Annotated in this window: 14 protein-coding genes; 6 read left to right on the plus strand and 8 right to left on the minus strand. The window is 55.5% G+C overall.

Annotated features, from left to right (window positions below; genetic code table 11):
* Nucleotide 1: 1 nt before the first annotated feature.
* The gene (gene cueO, locus E0L20_RS10515; protein WP_131633920.1) at nucleotides 2-1,561 is read right to left on the minus strand and encodes a multicopper oxidase CueO; all 1,560 of its coding nucleotides are present in this window, start codon (nucleotides 1,559-1,561) and stop codon (nucleotides 2-4) included.
* 145 nt (nucleotides 1,562-1,706) lie between these two features.
* Here cueO and E0L20_RS10520 point away from each other — a divergent pair, with 145 nt between their 5' ends.
* The 3 genes from E0L20_RS10520 to speD all read left to right on the plus strand — a co-directional run bounded on the left by E0L20_RS10520 (nucleotide 1,707) and on the right by speD (nucleotide 3,819).
* Nucleotides 1,707-2,054, plus strand: coding sequence for a YacC family pilotin-like protein (locus E0L20_RS10520; protein WP_014882582.1), 348 nt, complete (start codon nucleotides 1,707-1,709; stop codon nucleotides 2,052-2,054).
* Nucleotides 2,055-2,154: 100 nt separating this feature from the next.
* Complete coding sequence (gene speE, locus E0L20_RS10525) at nucleotides 2,155-3,024, plus strand: polyamine aminopropyltransferase (RefSeq protein WP_131633921.1); 870 nt, start codon at nucleotides 2,155-2,157, stop codon at nucleotides 3,022-3,024.
* Nucleotides 3,025-3,819 (plus strand): adenosylmethionine decarboxylase, encoded by a 795-nt coding sequence (gene speD / locus E0L20_RS10530; RefSeq protein ID WP_131633922.1) that lies wholly within the window; start codon nucleotides 3,025-3,027, stop codon nucleotides 3,817-3,819. It begins immediately after the preceding gene.
* A gap of 31 nt (nucleotides 3,820-3,850) precedes the next feature.
* On the opposite strand, the gene yacL is transcribed toward speD, so the two are convergent.
* Together yacL and acnB are read right to left on the minus strand one after the other, a co-directional pair.
* Nucleotides 3,851-4,213: a protein YacL gene (gene yacL, locus E0L20_RS10535; protein ID WP_126545086.1), complete on the minus strand. Its 363-nt coding sequence runs from the start codon at nucleotides 4,211-4,213 to the stop codon at nucleotides 3,851-3,853.
* Nucleotides 4,214-4,403: 190 nt separating this feature from the next.
* A complete protein-coding gene (gene acnB, locus E0L20_RS10540) occupies nucleotides 4,404-7,001 on the minus strand; it encodes a bifunctional aconitate hydratase 2/2-methylisocitrate dehydratase (protein WP_131633923.1) in 2,598 nt (865 codons plus the stop codon).
* An 896-nt stretch (nucleotides 7,002-7,897) separates the two neighbouring features.
* Between acnB and E0L20_RS10545 the strand changes: the two genes are divergently transcribed.
* Both E0L20_RS10545 and E0L20_RS10550 read left to right on the plus strand, forming a co-directional pair.
* Nucleotides 7,898-9,418, plus strand: coding sequence for a DUF3300 domain-containing protein (locus tag E0L20_RS10545; protein WP_131633924.1), 1,521 nt, complete (start codon nucleotides 7,898-7,900; stop codon nucleotides 9,416-9,418).
* Nucleotides 9,419-9,428: 10 nt separating this feature from the next.
* Nucleotides 9,429-10,220 (plus strand): DUF2950 family protein, encoded by a 792-nt coding sequence (locus E0L20_RS10550; protein WP_131633925.1) that lies wholly within the window; start codon nucleotides 9,429-9,431, stop codon nucleotides 10,218-10,220.
* A gap of 43 nt (nucleotides 10,221-10,263) precedes the next feature.
* Here the strand turns inward: E0L20_RS10550 and traT are convergent, their stop codons facing one another.
* The 5 genes from traT to pdhR form a co-directional block, all read right to left on the minus strand.
* The gene (gene traT, locus E0L20_RS10555; RefSeq protein ID WP_131633926.1) at nucleotides 10,264-10,995 is read right to left on the minus strand and encodes a complement resistance protein TraT; all 732 of its coding nucleotides are present in this window, start codon (nucleotides 10,993-10,995) and stop codon (nucleotides 10,264-10,266) included.
* A 195-nt stretch (nucleotides 10,996-11,190) separates the two neighbouring features.
* On the minus strand, nucleotides 11,191-12,615 hold the full coding sequence (lpdA, locus tag E0L20_RS10560) for a dihydrolipoyl dehydrogenase (protein ID WP_131633927.1): 1,425 nt from the start codon (nucleotides 12,613-12,615) through the stop codon (nucleotides 11,191-11,193).
* A gap of 175 nt (nucleotides 12,616-12,790) precedes the next feature.
* Nucleotides 12,791-14,689: a pyruvate dehydrogenase complex dihydrolipoyllysine-residue acetyltransferase gene (aceF, locus tag E0L20_RS10565; RefSeq protein ID WP_131633928.1), complete on the minus strand. Its 1,899-nt coding sequence runs from the start codon at nucleotides 14,687-14,689 to the stop codon at nucleotides 12,791-12,793.
* 14 nt (nucleotides 14,690-14,703) lie between these two features.
* The gene (aceE, locus tag E0L20_RS10570; protein WP_131633929.1) at nucleotides 14,704-17,367 is read right to left on the minus strand and encodes a pyruvate dehydrogenase (acetyl-transferring), homodimeric type; all 2,664 of its coding nucleotides are present in this window, start codon (nucleotides 17,365-17,367) and stop codon (nucleotides 14,704-14,706) included.
* Between the two features lie 122 nt (nucleotides 17,368-17,489).
* Nucleotides 17,490-18,254: a pyruvate dehydrogenase complex transcriptional repressor PdhR gene (pdhR, locus tag E0L20_RS10575; protein WP_131633930.1), complete on the minus strand. Its 765-nt coding sequence runs from the start codon at nucleotides 18,252-18,254 to the stop codon at nucleotides 17,490-17,492.
* Between the two features lie 537 nt (nucleotides 18,255-18,791).
* Here pdhR and aroP point away from each other — a divergent pair.
* Nucleotides 18,792-20,162 (plus strand): aromatic amino acid transporter AroP, encoded by a 1,371-nt coding sequence (gene aroP, locus E0L20_RS10580; RefSeq protein WP_131633931.1) that lies wholly within the window; start codon nucleotides 18,792-18,794, stop codon nucleotides 20,160-20,162.
* The last annotated feature ends 69 nt before the right edge of the window (nucleotides 20,163-20,231 follow it).

Genomic DNA, 20,231 nt, shown 5'->3' on the forward strand with positions numbered 1-20,231 from the left:
TTTATACGGTAAAACCCAGCATCATCCCCGTATCCTCATGCTCCAGCAGATGGCAGTGCGCCATGTAGGCAAACTCCTTCGGCGCGTCGTGGTCAAACTTCACCAGCACCTCGCTGACGCCGCCTTCCACCCTCACCGTGTCCTTCCAGCCCGCGCGGTGCGCATCCGGCGTTTTGCCGTTCTCAGAAAGAATGCGGAACTGGGTGCCGTGAATATGGAACGGGTGCAGCATCATGTCCCCTTCGCCTGAAATCACCCAGCGCTCAAACTGGCCCTTTGTCGCAGCAAACATCGGCGTGTTCATATCGAAAGCTTTACCGTTGATCCGGTTGGCGTTGTGGAAATCAAAGCCGTGACCGCCGTGATCCATACCGCCCATTTTGCCGTGGTCCATATTCATATGGCCCATCATTTGCCCGTGGTGCATCCCCGCCATGGCCTGGTTGCCGTATTTTTTCATCAGCGCCTGCATGCCCATCATGTCGAGCATCGGGTCCATGGAAAGCTGCAGCTTGCGCTGCGTGACTCCGTCAAGCGCAGGCAAAGCAGGAAGCGTGGTTAACGTGTCAGGTAGCGTGCCGGAAGCGGTCACCAGTAAAGGCTGAATACGCAGCACCGGATGCGGTTTATCGAACGGCGCAACGGCCATCCCCATCTGGCTGACCGGCAGGGTCACAAGGTCAAACGGCTTGCCGTCGCTGATGTCCACCAGCACCTCGAAGCGTTCGCCCATCAGCATCGGCAGCTCGCTCACCTTCACCGGCTCCGGCAGCAGGCCGCCGTCGCTCGCCACCACGTAGAGCGGGCGTTTGTCGCTGGCGGCAAAGTTCAGGGAGCGAGCATTACAGCCGTTAAGCAGACGCAGGCGCAGCCAGCCCTTCGGCGCGGCGTGCTGCGGATAGATCGCGCCGTTGGTCAGCAGCGTATCGCCAAACCAGCCTACCGCCGCACTCATCACGTCCAGCTGATAGTCAATTTGCCCGTCAGCGTTGAATTTCTTGTCCTGCACAATCACCGGAACATCGTCGATGCCCCACTGTTTCGGCAGGCGCAGCAGGCGGCTTTCGTCATCTTCAATCAGCACCAGTCCCGCCAGACCCATCGCCACCTGATGGCCCGTTTTGCCATGCTGATGCGGGTGGAACCAGCAGGTCGCCGCGCGCTGGTTCGGCGTAAAGGTCACGCTGCGTTTGCCGCCGGGTTTAATCACGCCCTGCGGACCGCCGTCTACCTCGCCCGGCACTTCCAGGCCGTGCCAGTGCAGCGTGGTTTCGTCAGCAAGCGTGTTATGAATATCCACCGTCACCGCTTTCCCTTTGCGCAGCTGAAGCGCCGGGCCGAGAAGGTTACCGTTATAGCCCCATGTTGTGGCGGTATTGGCCCCAAAGGTCGTTTTACCGGCCTGCACAACGAGCTGAATGCGGCTCCGGGCGTCTGCGGTGAGCAGATCGGGGATGGGTAAGGCGGGTCGGTCGGCCGCAAAGGCCGCTCGGCTCCACAGCGGTAATGCGCTGGCAACACCCAGCGCAACGGAATATTTTAAAAATTCACGACGTTGCATGTTCATTTCCTTATTTCCAGGCGGCGATCTTTTGAGCATAAACCCTCCCCTTACCGGAAGGTCAAGCACGGCAGGAATAATAAAGATCGTCGGCCTGGCATCAAGTATGCTAACGTTAATTTTCCGTGATGCAGTGGTAGAAACAATGAAGACGTTTTTCAGGACAATTTTGTTCGGCAGCCTGATGGCTATGTGCGCGAACAGCTATGCGCTAAGTGAAAATGAAGCGGAAGATATGGCTGATTTGACGGCAGTTTTTGTATTCCTGAAAAATGATTGTGGCTACCAGAATTTACCCAACGGGCAGATTCGCCGCGCACTGGTCTTTTTTGCCCAGCAGAACCAATGGGATCTCAGCAACTACGACAGCTTCGACATGAAGGCGCTCGGTGAAGACAGCTATCGCGACTTAAGCGGTATTGGCATCCCCACTGCAAAAAAATGCAAAGCGCTGGCACGCGATTCACTCAGCCTGCTCGCCTACGTGAAGTAACCTTCCCGACGCCCTTGTTGACCCTTTAACCGCTTCGGCGGTGATGTGTTGTGCCCCTTCTGCTGGATGTCATAGATGTTAAAGAAGGAGATGACAGCCCATGACCGAAAAAACGGTATGGCAAGAAACGCTGCATGACCAGTTTGGTCAGTATTTTGCCGTTGATAACGTGCTTTATCATGAGAAAACCGATCATCAGGATCTGATAATCTTCGAGAACGCCGCCTTTGGCCGCGTGATGGCGCTGGACGGCGTGGTGCAAACCACCGAGCGCGACGAGTTTATCTATCACGAAATGATGACCCACGTCCCGCTGCTGGCCCATGGCCACGCGAAGCACGTGCTGATCATCGGCGGCGGCGACGGCGCGATGCTGCGCGAAGTCTCTCGCCACCAAAGTGTCGAAACCATCACCATGGTGGAAATTGACGCGGGCGTGGTCTCGTTCTGCCGCCAGTACCTGCCGAACCACAACGCCGGCAGCTATGACGATCCGCGCTTCAATCTGGTTATCGACGATGGCGTCAATTTCGTCAACCAGACCGCACAAACCTTCGATGTGATTATCTCTGACTGCACCGATCCCATCGGCCCGGGCGCGTCGCTGTTTACGTCATCATTCTACGAGGGCTGTAAGCGCTGCCTGAATCCCGGCGGGATCTTCGTGGCGCAAAACGGGGTCTGCTTCCTGCAGCAGGATGAAGCCCTCGACAGCCACCGCAAGCTGAGCACCTACTTTGGCGACGTCAGCTTCTACCAGGCCGCGATCCCGACCTATTACGGCGGTATCATGACCTTTGCCTGGGCGAGCGACAACGAGGTGCTTCGCCACCTCTCGACCGAAATCATTCAGGCGCGCTTCCACCAGGCCGGCCTTAAATGTCGCTATTACAACCCGGCCGTGCATACCGCCGCGTTTGCCCTGCCGCAGTATCTGCAAGACGCACTGTCCTCAAAGGGGGTGAGCTAATTGAAAAAGCTGAAACTGCATGGCTTTAACAACCTGACGAAAAGCCTGAGTTTTTGTATTTACGATATCTGCTACGTCAAAACGGCAGAAGAACGCGATGGCTACATCGCCTATATCGACGAACTCTACAACGCCAACCGCCTGACGGAGATCCTGTCAGAAACCTGCTCGATTATAGGCGCCAATATTCTGAATATTGCCCGTCAGGACTATGAGCCACAGGGCGCGAGCGTCACCATTCTGGTGAGCGAAGAACCGGTCGATCCGAAGCTTATCGATAAAACCGAGCATCCGGGCCCGCTGCCGGAAGTGGTGGTCGCCCATCTCGATAAAAGCCATATCTGCGTGCACACCTATCCGGAGAGCCACCCGGAAGGCGGGCTGTGTACGTTCCGCGCCGACATCGAGGTGTCGACCTGCGGCGTTATCTCGCCGCTGAACGCGCTGAACTATTTAATCCACCAGCTGGAATCCGATATCGTCACGATTGATTATCGCGTGCGCGGTTTTACCCGCGATATCAACGGTATGAAGCATTTCATCGATCACGAAATCAACTCCATTCAGAACTTTATGTCCGAGGACATGAAATCGCTGTACGACATGATGGACGTGAACGTGTACCAGGAGAACATCTTCCACACCAAGATGCTGCTCAAGGAGTTCAACCTGAAACACTATATGTTCCATACCCGCCCGGAAGATCTGAGCGAAGAAGAGCGTAAGGCCATCACGGACCTGCTCTGGAAAGAGATGCGCGAAATCTACTACGGCCGAAATATTCCGGTCGTGTAAAAGCAAACCGGAGCAGGGATGCTCCGGTCTGTTATTTCTGTTTCATAAAATCGCGGTATGCGTTCACTACCTGAAGGAAGTCTTCCACGCCGCACATCGACAGGCTCTCTTCGTCGTAGTAGCTCATCCCCTCTTCCATCTCGTCACCTGAAAACTCAAGCTGATTGGCCCGGACCATCACCTCTTCGCCGTCCATCCACAGCGTGTATTCATGCCCGGCGCGCTGCCAGGAGCGCTCACTGCCTTTCACCGTATCTGCCGCCTGTTCAACTTCATCAAGAAGCGCAAGATTCTCTTTCACCTCTTCGTTAAACCAGTGTCCTACGGCTTCGTGGCCCATCGACATACGCACTTTCACCACTCCGGTGATGTCGCGCAGAAATTCGTAATCCATAGCGTTTTCCTCTGCAAAGCCATTAAGGTAATTATCGCAGCAGCGAGGAAGAAAAAAAGCGTGAGAGGTGGGAGGAATGAAAATAAAAAGGTGAGAGCAAGACCCTGCGGCCTGATGCCCTCACCCCGTCCCTCTCCCACGGGAGAGGGTGCAAACACTAAAAACCGTCTCATAGAGACGGTTTTGCTGTTTATACCGCGGTCTGGAAGATCACCCCGTCAGCCTTCTCGGTGTACTGAGAGAGCTGGTCGAAGTTCAGATAGCGATAGGTATCCACCGCGGTCTTATCCACCTGAGCCACAAAGGTCTGGTACTCTTCCGGCGTTGGCAGTTTGCCAATCAGCGCCGCAACCGCCGCCAGCTCCGCAGAGGCCAGGAAGACGTTTGCACCGGTACCTAAACGGTTCGGGAAGTTACGGGTTGAGGTGGACACCACCGTCGCACCGTCAGCCACGCGCGCCTGGTTGCCCATGCACAGGGAACAGCCAGGGATTTCGATACGCGCACCGCTCTTACCAAACACGCTGTAGTAGCCCTCTTCGGTCAGCTGAGCCGCATCCATACGGGTTGGCGGCGCCACCCACAGGCGGGTTGGCAGCTGGCCCTTATGGGTATCCAGCAGCTTACCGGCAGCACGGAAGTGGCCGATGTTGGTCATGCAGGAACCGATGAACACTTCGTCGATCTTCTCACCCTGCACCGCAGACAGCGGACGCGCGTCGTCCGGATCGTTAGGCGCGCACAGGATCGGCTCTTTGATATCCGCCAGATCGATATCGATCACCGCCGCGTACTCTGCGTCGGCGTCGGCTTCCAGCAGCTGCGGATCCGCCAGCCATTTTTCCATGCCCTGGATACGACGCTCCAGCGTACGACGGTCGCCGTAGCCTTCCGCAATCATCCACTTCAGCAGCACGATGTTGGAGGTCAGGTACTCTTCAATTGGCGCCTGGTTCAGCTTGATGGTACAGCCCGCAGCAGAACGCTCGGCGGAGGCATCGGTCAGCTCGAACGCTTGCTCAACCTTCAGATCCGGCAGACCTTCAATCTCCAGGATGCGGCCAGAGAAGATGTTTTTCTTGCCCTTCTTCTCAACGGTCAGCAGGCCCTGTTTGATCGCATACAGCGGGATCGCGTGAACCAGGTCGCGCAGGGTGATGCCCGGCTGCATTTTGCCTTTGAAGCGCACCAGCACCGATTCCGGCATATCCAGCGGCATCACGCCGGTCGCGGCAGCAAACGCCACCAGACCGGAGCCCGCCGGGAAAGAAATACCGATTGGGAAACGGGTGTGAGAGTCACCGCCGGTGCCCACGGTATCCGGCAGCAGCATGCGGTTCAGCCAGGAGTGGATGACGCCGTCACCCGGACGCAGAGAGACGCCGCCGCGGTTCATGATGAAGTCAGGCAGCGTGTGGTGCGTGGTCACGTCAACCGGCTTCGGATACGCCGCCGTGTGGCAGAAGGACTGCATTACCAGGTCAGAGGAGAAGCCCAGGCACGCCAGGTCTTTCAGCTCATCACGAGTCATTGGGCCGGTGGTATCCTGAGAGCCCACGGAGGTCATTTTCGGTTCGCAGTATGCGCCAGGACGAATACCGGCTACGCCGCACGCGCGGCCAACCATTTTCTGCGCCAGCGAGTAACCGCGGCTGCTCTCCGCCACGTCTTTCGCCTGACGGAATACGTCGGAGTGCGGCAGACCCAGCGCTTCACGCGCTTTGGTGGTCAGGCCACGGCCGATGATCAGCGGGATACGGCCACCGGCGCGCACTTCGTCGATCAGCACGTCGGTTTTCAGCTCGAAGCTTGCCAGCAGCTCGTTGGTTTCGTGGTTGCGCACTTCGCCTTTGAACGGGTAAACGTCAATCACGTCGCCCATGTTCAGGTTGGATACATCCACCTCGATCGGCAGCGCGCCCGCATCTTCCATGGTATTGAAGAAGATAGGGGCAATTTTGCCGCCCAGGCACAGGCCGCCGCCGCGCTTGTTCGGCACGTGAGGGATATCGTCGCCCATGAACCACAGCACGGAGTTGGTCGCGGACTTACGGGAAGAACCGGTACCCACAACGTCGCCCACGTAGGCCAGCGGGTAACCTTTTTTCTGCAGGGCTTCGATCTGTTTGATCGGGCCAACGCTGCCCGGCTGATCCGGCTCGATCCCTTCACGGGCGTTTTTCAGCATCGCCAGCGCGTGCAGAGGGATATCCGGGCGAGACCATGCGTCCGGGGCCGGAGAGAGATCATCGGTGTTGGTTTCACCGGTCACTTTGAAGACGGTAACGGTGATTTTTTCAGCCAGCTCAGGACGGTTCAGGAACCATTCGGCATCTGCCCACGCCTGCATCACCTGCTTCGCGTAAGCGTTGCCCGCTTTGGCTTTCTCTTCTACATCGTAGAAGTTATCGAACATCAGCAGCGTTGTAGAGAGCGCTTTAGCGGCAATTGGCGCCAGCTTTTCATTGTCCAGCGCGTCAATCAGCGGATGAATGTTGTAACCACCCTGCATGGTGCCGAGCAGTTCAATCGCTTTTTCAGGAGTAACCAGCGGGGAGGTGGCTTCGCCTTTGGCGATAGCGGCAAGGAATCCGGCTTTAACGTAGGCAGCTTCATCTACGCCAGGCGGTACGCGGTTGATCAACAGATCTAACAGGAATTCTTCTTCGCCCTTAGGCGGGTTCTTCAGCAGCTCGACGAGCGCGGCCATTTGGGTTGCATCTAAAGGTTTGGGTACAATTCCCTCGGCGGCACGTTCTGCTACGTGCTTACGGTATTCTTCTAGCACGACGGTTCTCCTCGCTCTCATTGTCATATGCGGCCGGCGTTCTCTTCACGCTCCTGTGAGACAGCAGTTTGTAGGGTAAATGCCCGATACCGCGTCGGGCAGCATAGCAGGATTTCTGCACAGTGTTAATCCGTTTACAAAAAAGCAACATTAAATAATTTGCTGAATCGTTAAGGATGGTATAGCGCGGGGACGAGGCAAATTTAAGGTACAAAAAAACCGCCTGATAGCGGTTAATTTGTTGCCTTGCGGTGGTAGCACACCGGGCTGGCAGTTTTGCGGCAAAACCCCAACTCAGCGAATTTTGCTCTCCATCCTATCGACTTGCAAGGTGATTTTTTTATTCTGCGCAGCGCCTTCCCATCTTGGATGAAAGCTTATGTAAATGCATTTTTACCCTTCTTAAGATCCTTTGAAACTACTACTCTTTTTCTCGGCCTGCTTCGCTGGTGTAGCAACCAGTCACCGGGCCCGGGAGCAGTTCCGTAACCTACGTGGCAAAACCCCAATTTGCCTGGTTCTGTCTTTCCCGGTGGAGAATGAACCCGCGTAGCCTGTACAGGAACGCACGCAATGGAGATGCGAATCACTGCGCTGATCGTTGTGACCGGTTTACTGCTAACCGCACTGCATGGTGGCTGGAACATATCCGACATCACGGTGCTGTTTGTCGTTAACCTCGGCAACTAGCTGCTGGCCGCTCGCAAGAGCGGCCTTCTGAATGTCCTACGGCTTTTCCGCCAGCAGGTATAATTGTGTAATAAATGCACACACTCTTTATCCGGACGCACCGGGTCGTTTCCCAAGAAAAGTCAAAACTGTAATACACGGGTGAATAATACTCGCGGCAACAAGAACGCCTCACGGCACAGCGCCTGTCTCGTTGGAGTCATTTTATGAAGTTGCCCTTTAAGCCACATCTGCTGGTCCTTCTCTGCAGTGCCGGTCTGTTTGCCGCCTCAGGCGTTATGCTCGTTAAAAGTCGTGCAACGGTACCCGCAGCATTTGCCCCCGTCGCACAACAGCCGGTCGTCGCCCAACCCGCGCCTATCGTCACGCCTGTTTACTCTGCCGCGCAGATCGATCAGTGGGTCGCCCCTGTCGCGCTCTATCCGGATGCGCTGCTGTCGCAAATATTAATGGCCTCGACCTATCCGTCTAACGTCATTCAGGCGGCGCAGTGGTCAAAAGATAATCCCAAAATGCAGGGCGATGCCGCTATCCAGGCCGTTGCGGGCCAGCCGTGGGACCCAAGCGTGAAGTCGCTGGTTGCCTTCCCTCAGCTGATGTCGCTGATGGGGGAAAATCCGCCGTGGGTACAAAATCTTGGCGATGCCTTTCTCGCGCAGCCAAAAGATGTGATGGATTCGGTCCAACGTCTGCGCTTGCTGGCGCAGCAAACCGGAGCGCTCAAGTCCACGCCGCAGCAGACGGTGACCACCGAAACTAAACCCGCACCGGCTAAAGCTGCCGCCAGCGAATCGACCACCACCACCGCAAGCCCAACGGTGATCAAAATCGAATCCGCCGATCCGCAGGTGATATATGTCCCCACCTATAATCCGAACGCGGTTTACGGGACATGGCCAAACACGGCCTACCCGCCAACCTATCTTCCCCCTTCGCCCGGGGAGCAGTTTGGCAACAGCTTCGTCAAGGGCTTAGGCTTCAGCCTGGGCGTGGCGACCACCTATGCCATCTTTAGCAATATTGACTGGGATGATGATGATGACTGGGATCATCACCATCACGACGACGACTGGGATCATCACGGTGGCTATAATCGCAACGGCGATAACAACATCAATATTAACGTTAATAATTTCAATAAAATCAGCGGTCAGCATCTTACTGACGCTAACCTCACCTGGCAGCACAACCCGGCCTATCGTGAAGGGGTCCCGTATCCAAATGCTCAGCTGAATAATCGCTTCCACTCTACAAATACGGCAACCGGGCTGAGCGCGACGCAGCAAAAACCCGTCAACCGCGACAACCAGCGTCAGGCCGCTCTGAGCCAGATGGAGAAATCGACCGGAAAAACATTCCCACAGACGGCACGTCCCGGCACCAAAGATGCCCAGCGTCTGGCCTCAGGCCAGCAGCTCAGGCAAATTTCCCAGCGCAACAACTACCGTGGTTACGACACCAGACCGCAGACGGCGAAGCGGAGCACCGCGCAGCAGCGAGAAAACCGCCAGACCACTGAGAAACGGATAACGCAACCGGTACAGCAGCGGAATATCCAGCAGCGAACCAGCCGGGCCAACGCGCTAAGCGGCAACGACAGCCGCTCAGCCAGCTGGCAAGCGCAGCAGCAGCGGGGCGTTCAGAGCCGACAGCTGTCAGCCCGTAATCAGCAGCCTCGGCAGGTCGGTGCTGGCCGCGCCGAACACCGCGAATTCCGTCATCGTTAAGGGAACCGACATGAAAAGTAAACTGCTCAGTGGAATGGTGTTATTCATGGTCTCAGCCGCCGCGATGGCCCAGCAATCCTTTAGCACGCCAGAGAAGGCGACCGATGCGCTGGTCAGCGCCATCAGCACTCAAAATGAAACCGCGATGAATAGCCTGCTTGGAGAAAACTGGCGCGATTTTCTGCCGCCAGAGGGGGTCGATCCTGATGCCGTCGATCGCTTCCTGCGTGACTGGAAGGTTCGTCATAACACCGTTATCGATGGCGACACGGCCCACCTCGTTGTCGGTGACGGGGGCTGGCAGCTGCCTGTGCCGGTAATCAAAGTCGCCTCCGGCTGGCAATTTGACATCAGGGAAGCCGCTGAGGAGATCCTGACGCGCGAAATCGGACGCAATGAACTCGCGGCTATTGAAGCCCTGCACGCCTATGTTGACGCCCAGCAACGCTATTTTGCGATGAACCAGAAGTATGCGCAGAAGATTGTCAGCTCAGACGGCAAAAAGGATGGCCTCTACTGGCCTGCGCAACCCGGTGAAGCCCCTAGCCCGCTTGGTCCGGCGTTCAGTCCGCAAGAACCCGGTACGGGCTATCACGGGTACAGGTTCCGCATCCTGCCGGAGAGCAACGGCTTTGCAATGGTCGCCTGGCCCGTTACATACGGGCAAACGGGCGTCATGAGCTTCGTAATTAATCAGAGCGACAGGGTATACCAGAGCGATCTCGGCAGCGATTCAGCGCATAAAGCAAATGCACTCACCGCGTACCGGCCGGATAAAAGCTGGCAACCTGTCGCCCCATAAGACAGGCAGGCCGGGTCAGGCGAAGCCGCGCCCGGCTGTTTTCTTACAGAATGTTGGCGACAGACTTCGCCAGCTGCGCTTCCAGAACCGGTTTCGCCTCTTCGAACTTCAGGTTCACCTTGTTGGCATTAGACACCACGCGGGTCTGATACTTCGCGCGATCGCCCTGCTCGCTGCTGGTCTGCAGCTTCACGCCCGACGTGCCCTGACGCAGTGCTGCAATATTATCAGTCGTCACTTTCGCTTTGCTACGCTCGGAGATCTGCAGGTCGGTGACCATGGTGTAGTTCACGTCTTCCACCATTGCGTCAGCCGCCATGCCGATCAGACCGGCCGCCAGGCCCACGCCCAGCGCTGCGCCGGAAGAGTTGCTGTTGTAAGCCGTGATGCCAGCGCCCAGTGCAGCGCCCACGGCGGCACCTTCATAGCCGGTTTTCAGGTAGCCCTGCGCTTCACGCAGATCCATTTTGTCGGCTTTGAGAACGTTAGCCTGTACCCAGTAATAGGCACCGTCAGGTGAGCTGGTGACTTTATAGCCCTTCGCCGTCAGGTCGTTGGCCAGCAGGGTCTGCAGGTTACTCATGTCCTTATCGGAGGTGTTTTTAACCTGAATATAGACAGTTTTCTCATTAGAAGGCTCAAGCCAGACGGTTTCGCTCATCTGGGTTTTCACCTCCAGATTACGTTTCTTCACCGCCGTTGTTACCGCACCGCACCCTGTCAGCGTCATCGCTGCTGCCACTAAGCCAATCACCGCAACTTCCTTCAAAGACATACCTTTTCCTTTTTTCGTGTAATAAAGAGCCCAGAACCTCAAAACCGCGCGGCCAGTAGCCACACAATGGAGAAAAAGGTATCGGCAGATGAAAGGAATTTTTTAGTGGAAATATCAATGAGATGACTACCAGATCGGGTAGTTTTCAGGCAAAAAAAAACGCCTCCGAAGAGGCGTCTGGTAAGCAGAAGAAACTTATTTCTTCTTCGCTTTGGCGTTTGGCAGGTCGGTGATGCTACCTTCGAACACTTCTGCCGCCAGGCCCACGGACTCGTGCAGAGTCGGGTGAGCGTGGATGGTCAGCGCGATGTCTTCCGCATCGCAGCCCATTTCGATAGCCAGACCGATTTCACCCAGCAGCTCGCCGCCGTTGGTACCGACAATCGCACCACCGATCACGCGGTGAGTCTCTTTGTCGAAGATCAGTTTGGTCACGCCATCCGCGCAATCGGAAGCGATAGCACGGCCAGAAGCAGCCCACGGGAAGGTGGCGGTTTCGTAGCTGATGCCTTTCTCTTTCGCTTCTTTTTCGGTCAGACCCACCCAGGCAACTTCTGGCTCGGTGTAGGCGATTGATGGGATCACCTTCGGATCGAAGTAGTGCTTCATGCCGGCGATAACTTCGGCGGCAACGTGACCTTCGTGAACACCTTTGTGCGCCAGCATTGGCTGACCGACGATATCGCCGATAGCAAAGATGTGCGGCACGTTGGTGCGCAGCTGCTTGTCAACGCGGATGAAGCCACGGTCGTCCACTTCCACGCCAGCTGCGCCAGCGTTGAGGTTTTTACCGTTCGGCACGCGGCCGATTGCTACCAGCACGGCGTCGTAACGCTGCGCTTCAGCAGGGGCTTTTTTGCCTTCCATGGAAACGTAAATACCGTCTTCTTTCGCTTCAACGGCAGTCACTTTGGTTTCCAGCATCAGGTTGAACTTCTTGCTGATGCGCTTGGTGAAGACCTTAACGATGTCTTTGTCTGCCGCCGGGATAACCTGGTCGAACATTTCAACCACGTCGATCTCTGAACCCAGCGCATGGTACACGGTACCCATTTCCAGACCGATGATACCGCCGCCCATAACCAGCAGACGCTTCGGCACTTCTTTCAGCTCCAGCGCATCGGTGGAATCCCACACGCGTGGATCTTCATGTGGAATGAATGGCAGTTCAATTGGGCGAGAGCCTGCCGCGATGATCGCGTTGTCGAATTTGATCACGGTTTTGCCGTTTTCGCCTTCCACTTCCAGGGTGTTCGCACCGGTGAATTTACCCAGACCGTTTACCACTTTCACTTTACGGCCTTTGGCCATACCCGCCAGACCGCCGGTCAGCTGAGTGATAACTTTCTCTTTCCAGGTACGAATTTTGTCGATATCGGTTTTCGGCTCGCCGAAGACGATACCGTGGTCAGCCAGCGCTTTGGCTTCTTCGATAACTTTCGCTACGTGCAGCAGCGCTTTAGAAGGGATACAGCCGACGTTCAGACAAACACCGCCGAGGGTGCTGTAACGTTCTACGATGACGGTTTCCAGACCTAAATCCGCCGCGCGGAACGCTGCGGAGTAACCTGCCGGGCCTGCCCCAAGTACTACGACCTGAGTTTTGATTTCTGTGCTCATCATGACCTCTTAATTTATACCCGTCGTCCACCGGGTCGTTCTATCCGCTCGTATTTTACAAAATTGTTAACAATTTTGAAACAACAAACGGCTCACGAATTATCGCTTTCGCCAATAACCTCACAAACCTCATGAGCTTATCAGAAAAAAGCCGGCCGATTGGCCGGCTTTTCGATTACATCACCAGGCGGCGAATGTCGCTCAGGGTGTTGTTGATGATGGTGATAAAGCGCGCACCATCAGCACCGTCGATCACGCGGTGGTCGAAGGACAGAGAGATTGGCATCATCAGACGCGGCACGAACTCTTTGCCATTCCACACCGGCTCCATCGCGGACTTGGACACACCGAGGATCGCCACTTCCGGCGCGTTCACAATCGGCGCGAAGTGGGTGGTACCCAGGCCGCCGATGCTGGAGATAGTGAAGCAGCCGCCCTGCATTTCGCCGGCAGTCAGCTTACCATCGCGCGCTTTCTTGGAGATGGTGGTCAGTTCACGGGACAGCTCGGTAATGCTCTTCTTGTTCACGTCTTTGAAGACCGGAACAACCAGACCATTTGGCGTATCAACCGCAACACCGATGTTGATGTATTTCTTCAGCGTCAGCTTCTGGCCGTCTTCGGACAGGGAGCTGTTGAAGCGTGGCATCTGTTCCAGAGCCGCAGCAACCGCTTTCATGATGAAGACCACTGGGGTGAATTTCACGTCCAGTTTGCGCTTCTCAGCTTCGGCGTTCTGCTGTTTACGGAACGCTTCCAGATCGGTGATATCGGTCTTATCGAAGTGCGTAACGTGTGGGATCATCACCCAGTTACGGCTCAGGTTAGCACCAGAGATTTTCTGGATGCGGCCCAGCTCCACTTCTTCGATTTCGCCGAACTTGCTGAAGTCGACTTTCGGCCATGGCAGCATGCCCGGGATACCGCCACCGGCGGCTGCAGCTGGTGCAGCTTCGGCGCGTTTCACCGCGTCTTTCACGTAGGTCTGAACGTCTTCGCGCAGGATACGACCCTTACGGCCGGTTCCTTTCACTTTCGCCAGGTTCACACCGAATTCGCGCGCCAGGCGACGAATCAGCGGGGTCGCGTGGACGTAAGCGTCATTTTCAGCGAACTCAGATTTCTCTGCTTTAGCAGCAGGGGCAGCGGCTGGTTTAGCAGCCTGAGCCGGTGCAGCAGCCGGTGCTGGAGCAGCCGCGGCAGCCGGAGCTGCGGCAGGCGCAGCGCCTTCCACTTCGAAGACCATGATCAGAGAGCCGGTAGACACTTTGTCGCCGGTGCTGATTTTGATCTCTTTAACGGTACCCGCGAACGGCGCAGGGACTTCCATGGAAGCCTTATCGCCTTCAACGGTGATCAGCGACTGTTCAGCGGCAACTTTGTCGCCCACTTTCACCATCACTTCGGTGACTTCAACTTCGTCACCGCCGATGTCCGGTACGTTAACGTCTTTCGCGCCGCCAGCAGCTGCTGGTGCAGCAGCCGGAGCCGGAGCAGCGGCCTGTGCTGGCGCAGCGGCAGGTGCAGCACCCGCCACTTCGAAGATCATGATAAGCGACCCGGTAGACACTTTGTCGCCAGTGTTGATCTTGATCTCTTTAACGGTACCGGCGAACGGAGCCGGCACTTCCATAGAGGCTTTGTCGCCTTCTACGGTGATCAGTGACTGCTCGGCCGCAACGGTGTCGCCCACTTTCACCAGGATTTCAGTGACTTCAACTTCGTCACCGCCGATGTCAGGCACGTTGACTTCTTTCGCTGCCGCGGCAGCTGCTGGAGCAGCGGCGGCCGGAGCGGCTTCTTCCTTCTCTTCCTGCGCAGGTGCAGCTGCTGCTGCACCGTCGGCGGAATCGAAAATCATGATCAGTTTGCCGGTCTCGGTTTTATCGCCAACAGAGACTTTGATCTCTTTAACGATGCCAGCCTGAGGAGACGGGACTTCCATAGAGGCTTTGTCGCCTTCTACGGTGATCAGCGACTGTTCAGCTTCAACCTTGTCGCCTACTTTGACCAGGATCTCGGTGATTTCAACTTCATCAGCCCCGATGTCCGGTACATTGATTTCGATAGCCATTATTCTTTTACCTCTTACGCCAGACGCGGGTTAACTTTTTCTGCATCGATGTTGAATTTGGTGATTGCGTCCGCAACCACTTTCTTATCGATTTCGCCACGTTTAGCCAGTTCGCCCAGTGCTGCTACAACCACGTAAGAAGCATCAACTTCGAAGTGGTGACGCAGGTTTTCGCGGCTGTCAGAACGACCGAAGCCGTCGGTACCAAGAACGCGATAATCATCAGCTGGAACGTAAGTACGAACCTGCTCAGCGAACAGTTTCATATAGTCAGTCGACGCCACCGCTGGCGCGTCGTTCATCACCTGAGCGATGTACGGAACGCGCGGGGTTTCCATTGGGTGCAGCATGTTCCAACGCTCACAATCCTGGCCATCACGCGCCAGCTCAGTGAAGGAGGTCACAGAGTACACGTCGGAACCCACGCCGTAGTCTTTCGCCAGGATCTGTGCGGCTTCACGTACGTGACGCAGGATAGAGCCGGAGCCCAGCAGCTGAACTTTACCTTTGCTACCTTCGAGGGTTTCGAGTTTGTAGATACCTTTACGGATACCTTCCTCGGCACCTGCTGGCATTGCCGGCATGTGGTAGTTTTCGTTCAGGGTGGTGATGTAGTAGTAAATGTTCTCTTGCGCTTCACCGTACATGCGGGTCAGACCGTCATGCATGATGACTGCCACTTCGTACGCGTAAGACGGGTCGTAAGAGATACAGTTAGGGATAGTCAGAGACTGAATGTGGCTGTGGCCATCTTCGTGCTGCAGACCTTCACCGTTCAGGGTCGTACGACCGGAAGTACCACCTACCAGGAAGCCGCGAGCCTGCTGGTCGCCAGCCTGCCAGCACAGGTCACCGATACGCTGGAACCCGAACATGGAGTAGTAGATGTAGAACGGGATCATCGGCAGGTTGTTGGTGCTGTAAGAGGTCGCAGCAGCCAGCCAGGATGCGCCTGCGCCCAGCTCGTTGATACCTTCCTGCAGGATCTGACCTTTCTCGTCTTCTTTGTAGTATGCAACCTGCTCACGGTCCTGCGGGGTGTACTGCTGGCCGTTCGGGCTGTAGATACCGATCTGACGGAACAGACCTTCCATACCGAAGGTACGCGCTTCGTCGGCGATGATTGGAACCAGACGATCTTTGATCGACTTGTTCTTCAGCATCACGTTCAGGGCACGAACGAAAGCGATAGTGGTAGAGATCTCTTTGTTCTGCTCTTCCAGCAGCTGAGAGAAGTCTTCCAGCGCAGGCAGTTCCAGCTTCTCGGTGAAGTTTGGCTGACGAGCTGGCAGGTAGCCTTTCAGCGCCTGACGACGTTCGTGCAGGTACTTGTGCTCTTCAGAACCTTCCGGGAAGGTGATGTAAGACAGGTTTTCTACCTGCTCATCGGTCACTGGAACGTTGAAACGGTCGCGGATATAACGCACGCCGTCCATGTTCATTTTCTTAACCTGGTGAGCGATGTTTTTACCTTCTGCGGTATCACCCATGCCGTAACCTTTAATGGTATGGGCCAGGATTACGGTCGCTTTACCTTTGGTTTCCTGCGCTTTTTTCAGTGCAGCGTAGACTTTCTTCGGATCGTGACCACCGCGGTTCAGGGCCCAGATCTGCTCGTCAGTCCAGTCTGCAACCAGCGCTGCGGTTTCAGGATATTTGCCGAAGAAGTGCTCACGAACGTAGGCACCGTCTTTGGATTTGAAGGTCTGGTAGTCACCGTCAACGGTTTCGTTCATCAGTTGGATCAGCTTACCGCTGGTGTCTTTACGCAGCAGCTCATCCCAACGACCGCCCCACATGACCTTGATCACGTTCCAGCCAGCACCTGCGAAGATGCCTTCCAGTTCGTTGATGATCTTGCCGTTGCCGGTTACCGGACCATCCAGACGCTGCAGGTTACAGTTGATGATGAAGCACAGGTTGTCCAGCTTCTCACGGGTAGCGATGGTGATCGCACCTTTGGATTCTGGCTCATCCATTTCGCCGTCGCCCAGGAAGGCGTAAACGGTCTGCTCGGAGGTGTCTTTCAGACCACGGTGTTCCAGGTATTTCAGGAATTTAGCCTGATAGATCGCACCGATTGGGCCCAGACCCATAGATACGGTCGGGAACTGCCAGAATTCAGGCATCAGTTTAGGGTGCGGGTAAGAAGACAGACCTTTACCGTGAACTTCCTGACGGAAGTTGTTCATCTGCTCTTCAGTCAGACGACCTTCCAGGAAGGCACGTGCATAGATGCCCGGAGAGATGTGGCCCTGGAAGTACACCAGGTCGCCGCCGTCTTTCTCGTTCGCTGCACGGAAGAAGTGGTTGAAGCACACTTCGTAAACGGTTGCAGAAGACTGGAAGGACGCCATGTGGCCACCCAGTTCCAGGTCTTTTTTGGATGCGCGCAGAACGGTCATGATGGCGTTCCAGCGGATTGCAGAACGGATACGACGTTCCAGATCCAGATTGCCCGGGTATTCCGGTTCGTCTTCGACGGCAATCGTGTTTACGTAGTTGTTAGCCCCTGCACCTGCAGCCACTTTCACGCCGCCTTTGCGCGCTTCTGAAAGCAGCTGATCAATCAGATACTGAGCGCGCTCAACACCTTCTTCACGGATGACCGATTCGATCGCCTGTAGCCAGTCGCGAGTTTCGATCGGATCCACGTCATTTTGGAGACGTTCTGACATGGGGGTATTCCTTATCTATCTAATACGTTGATTTGTCTGGAACCTGTCCCATTGTATTTTCGCCAGAAAACACAATAAGACAGGTTCTGCGTTTAGTTGCCGCGCTCTAAAATTTCTGGCGCTTAATCCTTTCGTTGCTGTATGCGGCGTAATGAACGTTCGCGACGCGATTGTTCACGGCTGCGGTCCAGCAAGATTTCCTCAATGAAAGCCAGATGGCGGTGCGACGCTTCGCGCGCCTGCTCCGGTTCCCCGGCCATTATCGCCTCGAATACTCGGGTGCGATGGTTGCTTACCAGCGGGAGCATGTCCCTACGGGCATACAACAATTCAAAATTCTGACGAACGTTCTGGGCCAGCATGGGCTCCATGCAGCGTAGCAGATGGAGGAGCACCACGTTGTGCGCCGCTTCGGTGACGGCAATTTGATACTGGACAACGGCGCTGGATTCGGCGTCTAAATCGCCGGACTGCTGTGCCCGTTCAATGGCCTGATGCAGCTCGCGGATACGCACGCGATCTTCATCATTGCTGCGAAGGGCGGCGTAATAGGCCGCGATACCTTCAAGCGCGTGACGGGTCTCAAGCAGATCAAACTGGGATTCTGGGTGGTCAGAGAGAAGTTCTACCAGCGGGTCGCTGAAGCTCTGCCACAGGCTGTTTTGCACAAAGGTTCCGCCGCCCTGGCGACGAAGCAGCAAGCCCTTTGCTTCGAGGCGTTGAATCGCCTCACGCAGAGAGGGGCGTGAAACGTCGAACTGTTTTGCCAGCTCGCGTTCTGGCGGGAGTTTCTCGCCCGGGCGCAGTGTCCCTTCGAGGATTAAAAACTCCAGCTGCTGCTCAATCACATCAGATAGTTTTGGTTGGCGAATTTTGCTGTAGGCCATATTCCCTGTCTTACGCCTTTTTGCCCGGAGTCAATTGGTCTTACCAATTTCAAGTTCGTATCGCTAAAGTAACAAAGTATTCACCTTCTGTCCATATTGGTTTTGATTGAAATCAGTAAACCCTGCACATTTTAACAACCTTACAGAAATAACGTTTCAGAAATGTAACTTTGCACAAATGAGTTGATTACCACCAAAGAGGCAGTTTTAACCTTAATGAAACGAGGGTTTTTGCAATCTGAAGCGATTCAACATGGCAAATCATGAAAATTCGCCCACTTATGGAGCATTTCTATTCTATAGGTTGGGAAAGGACGCGTTAGCGGGGCAATTTACAAATGCTCTCTTTTTATTCAAGTCGTCATCGACCCTTCATAAAGCAGGTGCATTCACAGGCGCTTACCACTATTCTTGCGCTTACGGAAGTCATCTCCGCTTTTTTCGGTCTCGTTAACCGTAAAGAATTAAATACAGAATATGGACTTTCATAATTACACACGCATAGCGTGAACATAACAACCACACACGAGGTTTCACATGGAAGCTCAACAGCATGGCGATCAGCTAAAGCGCGGCCTTAAAAACCGCCACATACAGCTCATCGCACTGGGCGGCGCTATTGGTACCGGCCTGTTTCTGGGCAGCGCATCCGTTATCCAGTCAGCCGGTCCCGGCATTATTTTGGGTTACGCGATTGCCGGTTTTATTGCGTTTCTGATTATGCGCCAGTTAGGTGAAATGGTTGTAGAAGAGCCTGTAGCAGGCTCATTCAGCCACTTTGCCTATAAGTACTGGGGCAGCTTTGCCGGTTTCGCATCGGGCTGGAACTACTGGGTGCTGTACGTTCTGGTTGCCATGGCCGAACTGACGGCCGTCGGTAAATACATCCAGTTCTGGTATCCGGAGATCCCCACCTGGGCGTCCGCCGCGGCCTTCTTCGTCCTGATCAACGCCATCAACCTTACCAACGTAAAAGTGTTTGGTGAGATGGAGTTTTGGTTCGCCATCATTAAGGTGGTTGCCGTTGTGGCGATGATCCTCTTCGGCGGCTGGCTGCTGTTCAGCGGCAACGGCGGCCCGCAGGCCACCGTGCGCAACCTCTGGGAACAGGGCGGATTCCTGCCTCACGGCATGACCGGCCTGGTAATGATGATGGCCATCATCATGTTCTCCTTCGGTGGTCTTGAGCTGGTGGGGATTACCGCCGCGGAAGCCGATAATCCGGAGCAGAGTATCCCGAAAGCGACTAACCAGGTTATCTACCGCATCCTGATCTTCTACGTGGGCTCGCTGGCCGTGCTGCTCTCCCTGCTGCCGTGGACCCGCGTGACCGCCGACACCAGCCCGTTTGTTCTGATCTTCCACGAGCTGGGCGACACCTTTGTGGCAAACGCACTCAACGTGGTTGTTCTGACCGCGGCGCTGTCCGTTTATAACAGCTGCGTATACTGCAACAGCCGCATGCTGTTCGGTCTGGCTCAGCAGGGCAACGCCCCGAAAGCGCTGCTCAACGTCGACAAACGCGGCGTGCCGGTGAACACCATTATTGTGTCTGCAGTGGTTACGGCGCTCTGCGTGCTGATTAACTACCTGGCGCCGGAATCGGCCTTCGGCCTGCTGATGGCGCTGGTGGTCTCTGCCCTGGTGATCAACTGGGCGATGATCAGCCTGGCGCACATCAAGTTCCGCCGCGCCAAGCAGCAGCAGGGCGTGACTACCCGCTTCCCTGCCCTGCTTTATCCGCTGGGTAACTGGGTGTGCCTGGTGTTCATGGCGGCCGTACTGGTCATTATGCTTATCACCCCAGGCATGGCGATTTCCGTTTACCTGATCCCGGTCTGGATTGCGATCCTGGGCGTGGGCTATATGGTTAAGCAGAAAAATGCCAAAACGGTGAAAGCACATTAATCCTCATCACGCTGCACCCGATTTGCGGGTGCAGCGTGATGTTACCTTCCTCACAAATTCTCCCCTACA

This window comes from Enterobacter wuhouensis (assembly GCF_004331265.1).
Lineage (GTDB): Bacteria > Pseudomonadota > Gammaproteobacteria > Enterobacterales > Enterobacteriaceae > Enterobacter > Enterobacter wuhouensis.

Bases quoted from the DNA above. Each gene is read 5' to 3' on its own strand.
- cueO (WP_131633920.1), bottom strand. From the start codon at position 1,561: ATGCAACGTCGTGAATTTTTAAAATATTCCGTTGCGCTGGGTGTTGCC.
- E0L20_RS10520 (WP_014882582.1), top strand. From the start codon at position 1,707: ATGAAGACGTTTTTCAGGACAATTTTGTTCGGCAGCCTGATGGCTATG.
- speE (WP_131633921.1), top strand. From the start codon at position 2,155: ATGACCGAAAAAACGGTATGGCAAGAAACGCTGCATGACCAGTTTGGT.
- yacL (WP_126545086.1), bottom strand. From the start codon at position 4,213: ATGGATTACGAATTTCTGCGCGACATCACCGGAGTGGTGAAAGTGCGT.
- E0L20_RS10545 (WP_131633924.1), top strand. From the start codon at position 7,898: ATGAAGTTGCCCTTTAAGCCACATCTGCTGGTCCTTCTCTGCAGTGCC.
- E0L20_RS10550 (WP_131633925.1), top strand. From the start codon at position 9,429: ATGAAAAGTAAACTGCTCAGTGGAATGGTGTTATTCATGGTCTCAGCC.
- traT (WP_131633926.1), bottom strand. From the start codon at position 10,995: ATGTCTTTGAAGGAAGTTGCGGTGATTGGCTTAGTGGCAGCAGCGATG.
- lpdA (WP_131633927.1), bottom strand. From the start codon at position 12,615: ATGAGCACAGAAATCAAAACTCAGGTCGTAGTACTTGGGGCAGGCCCG.
- aceF (WP_131633928.1), bottom strand. From the start codon at position 14,689: ATGGCTATCGAAATCAATGTACCGGACATCGGGGCTGATGAAGTTGAA.
- aceE (WP_131633929.1), bottom strand. From the start codon at position 17,367: ATGTCAGAACGTCTCCAAAATGACGTGGATCCGATCGAAACTCGCGAC.
- pdhR (WP_131633930.1), bottom strand. From the start codon at position 18,254: ATGGCCTACAGCAAAATTCGCCAACCAAAACTATCTGATGTGATTGAG.
- aroP (WP_131633931.1), top strand. From the start codon at position 18,792: ATGGAAGCTCAACAGCATGGCGATCAGCTAAAGCGCGGCCTTAAAAAC.